This is a genomic window from Halochromatium sp. NSM3 (genome assembly GCF_059621085.1).
The window spans coordinates 1-2,980 of record NZ_JCAQIA010000079.1 but is presented as its reverse complement, the minus strand read 5'-3'; the positions used below and the strand labels follow the sequence as shown (position 1 = coordinate 2,980).

The window sequence follows — 2,980 nt, the reverse complement described above, 5'->3', positions numbered from 1 at the left end:
GTTGAGTGCTTCGGCGCTGTTCTGGCTGCTCGATCCCCAGCTCTATCCATTCCCGGCCTTCCATCTGTTCTCGGGCGGTGCCATTCTCGGTGCGTTCTTCATCGCGACCGATCCGGTCTCGGCCTGCACCACCCGCCGCGGACAGTTGATCTACGGGGCCGCGATCGGGGTGATCATCTTTGCGATCCGCACCTGGGGTGGCTATCCAGATGCCGTCGCCTTCGCGGTCCTACTGATGAACATCGCCGTGCCGACCATCGATCAATACTCTCAGCCGCGCGTCTTCGGCCAGCGCCGCCGCGCGCGCAAGAAGGCTTGAGTCCACCGCAGTCAACGGACAACGACCATGAAAAAGGCTCCCATCCTCATCGCCGCATTCATTCTAGGTAGCTTCGCGGTTGGCGGCGTCGGTCTCGTCGCGGTCACGCACGAGTTGACCGATGCCCGGATCGCCGAGAACCAGCGCGAGGCAATGCTCGCCAAGCTCAAGGCGATCGTGCCGGCAGGGCGCATGTCGAATGATCCGCTCGCCGACCGCATCGAGGTCAGCGATCCCGAATTGCTCGGCGGTCCGGTCACCGAGGTCTATCGGGTGCGAGACGGCGATGAACCGGTCGCGGTGATCCTCAAGCCGATCGTCCCCGATGGCTACGCCGGCCCGATCAAGCTTCTGGTCTCGGTCTTGCGCGACGGCTCGCTCGGTGGCGTACGTGTGATCGAGCATCACGAGACGCCGGGGCTGGGCGATAAAATCGAGGAACGCAAGGATAATTGGATCGTCGAGCAGTTCGAGGGCCGCTCGCTGGGTGAGCCACCGCTCGAGGATTGGACGGTCAAGCGTGATGGCGGCGTCTTCGATCAATTCACCGGCGCGACCATCACCCCGCGCTCGGTGGTCAACGCGGTCAAGGGTACTTTGCTCTTTGTGCAGCGCCAGGGTGAAGCGCTCTACACGCAACCCGCCGAGGGGCAGACTGATGAAGCGGTGGAGCCCTTGCGGGCGGCTGCGGCTAATGAGCAGGCTCGACAGGTCGCGCCCCCTCCGGCACCTGCGTCGGCGCCAGCATCGGCATCCGTGCCTGCATCGGCACCTGCACCGGCAGCGGCCGTGAAGGAGGCGTCCTGATGGCGGAGAAGGGCTATGGCGGCTTGGTCGGCGATGGGCTCTGGAGCAACAATCAGGCCCTGGTCGCGCTGCTCGGGCTCTGCCCGCTGCTTGCGGTCACCACCACGGCGACCAACGGCCTCGGTATGGGGCTGGCGACGACGACCGTGCTGGTGCTCTCGAACGCGACCATTTCGTTGATCCGCAATCTAGTGCGCCCAGAGGTGCGCCTGCCGGTGTTCGTGCTGGTGATCGCGTCGTTCGTGACTGCGGTCGAGTTGACCATGCAGGCGCAGTTCTATGAACTCTATCTGGTGTTGGGGCTCTTTATTCCGTTGATCGTGACCAACTGCGCGATCATCGGCCGGGCCGAGGCCTTTGCCTCCAAGGCCCCGCTGGATCGGGCCATCGTCGATGGGCTGGCGATGGGGTTCGGCTTTACGCTGGTGCTGATGGTGCTCGGCGGGATGCGGGAATTTCTCGGCCAGGGCACCCTGTTCTATCAAGCCGATCTGTTGCTCGGCGCTGGTGCCCAAGGTATTGGTCTCGATCTTGGAGAAGACTTTCAAGGTGCGTTGCTGGCGATCCTCCCGCCGGGGGCCTTCATCGGTCTTGGGCTGATGATCGCGATCAAGAACCTGATCGATAAGCGTATCGAGCGTCTGCGACGGATGCGGTGTGCCTCGGCCGAACGCTCCGCCCCAGAGGCGCCAGTGGGTGAGCCAGCGGGTGAGGTTGCCCCCTCCAGCAGCTGAGTCCAGGATTCCAACCGTCTGTTCTCGAGTACGCCGCTTCCCAAGCGTTTGCCTGGGAAGTGGTATATTTGCGCGCTGATCTGATTTCGGACCATTCAGTCACGCCAGCAACCGCAAGCCGTATCCGTTCGCAGCTGGCGGCATCTCAAGACAGACGGGGAGTTACGCATGTCGAAAAAGCATCCAGTCGTTGCCGTTACCGGGTCTTCTGGCGCGGGGACGACGACGGTCAAGCGCGCCTTCGAGCACATCTTCTATCGCGATGGCATCCATCCCGCCGTGATCGAAGGGGATAGCTTTCATCGCTATAACCGCAAGGATATGAAGGCCGAGATGGCCAAGGCCGCAGAGGAGCATCGGAACCTGAGTCATTTCGGCCCCGAGGCCAACCATTTCGACCTGATTGCCGAGTTGTTCAGCAGCTATGGCGATACCGGCACCGGGAAGAAGCGCTACTACATCCACAGTGATGAAGAGGCCGCGCATCACAACGAACGGCTGGGCACGAACCTCTCGCCCGGTGAGTTCACGCCTTGGGAAGAGGTGCCGGCGGGGACCGATCTGCTGTTCTATGAAGGATTGCACGGTCTCGCCAAGACCGACGAGGCCGATGTGGCTCGGCATGTCGACCTCGGCATCGGTGTGGTGCCGATCGTCAACCTGGAATGGATTCAGAAGATCCACCGCGACAACGCCGAGCGCGGCTATTCGGCCGAGGCCATCGTCGATACCATCCTGCGTCGGATGCCGGATTACATCCGCCACATCACGCCGCAGTTCACGCGCACCGATATCAATTTCCAGCGTGTGTCGACCGTGGATACCTCGGACCCGTTCATCGCGCGCGATATCCCGACCCCGGACGAGAGCTTTGTCGTCATCCGCTTCAAGGAGCCGGAAAAGTTCGATGTGGATTTCGTCTATCTGCTGTCGATGCTCAAGGATTCGTTCATGTCCCGGCGCAATACCATCGTCGTGCCCGGCGGCAAGATGGGCTTTGCGATGGAGGTTATCCTGGAGCCGATCATCGAGCGCATGATGGAGGCGCGCAACGTTTGATCCGCGAGAAGCGGGCGGGGGGCGGGGGCGCGCCCCCCCCCCCGGCGGGGGGCCCCCCCCC

Annotated in this window: 4 protein-coding genes; all 4 read left to right on the top strand. The window is 62.8% G+C overall.

Translation table 11 applies throughout. The features are described 5' to 3' along the window. Positions 1 to 319: RnfABCDGE type electron transport complex subunit D (locus tag AC54T3_RS17315; protein WP_496626556.1), on the top strand; the 319-nt coding region annotated here is incomplete at its 5' end. A gap of 27 nt (positions 320 to 346) precedes the next feature. After that, positions 347 to 1,126 (top strand): electron transport complex subunit RsxG, encoded by a 780-nt coding sequence (gene rsxG, locus AC54T3_RS17310; protein ID WP_496626555.1) that lies wholly within the window; start codon positions 347 to 349, stop codon positions 1,124 to 1,126. Beyond that, on the top strand, positions 1,126 to 1,860 hold the full coding sequence (locus AC54T3_RS17305) for an electron transport complex subunit E (protein ID WP_496626554.1): 735 nt from the start codon (positions 1,126 to 1,128) through the stop codon (positions 1,858 to 1,860). The genes rsxG and AC54T3_RS17305 overlap by 1 nt, the downstream gene beginning before the upstream one ends. 168 nt (positions 1,861 to 2,028) lie before the next feature. Continuing rightward, a complete protein-coding gene (locus AC54T3_RS17300; RefSeq protein WP_496626553.1) occupies positions 2,029 to 2,919 on the top strand; it encodes a phosphoribulokinase in 891 nt (296 codons plus the stop codon). Positions 2,920 to 2,980: the final 61 nt, after the last annotated feature.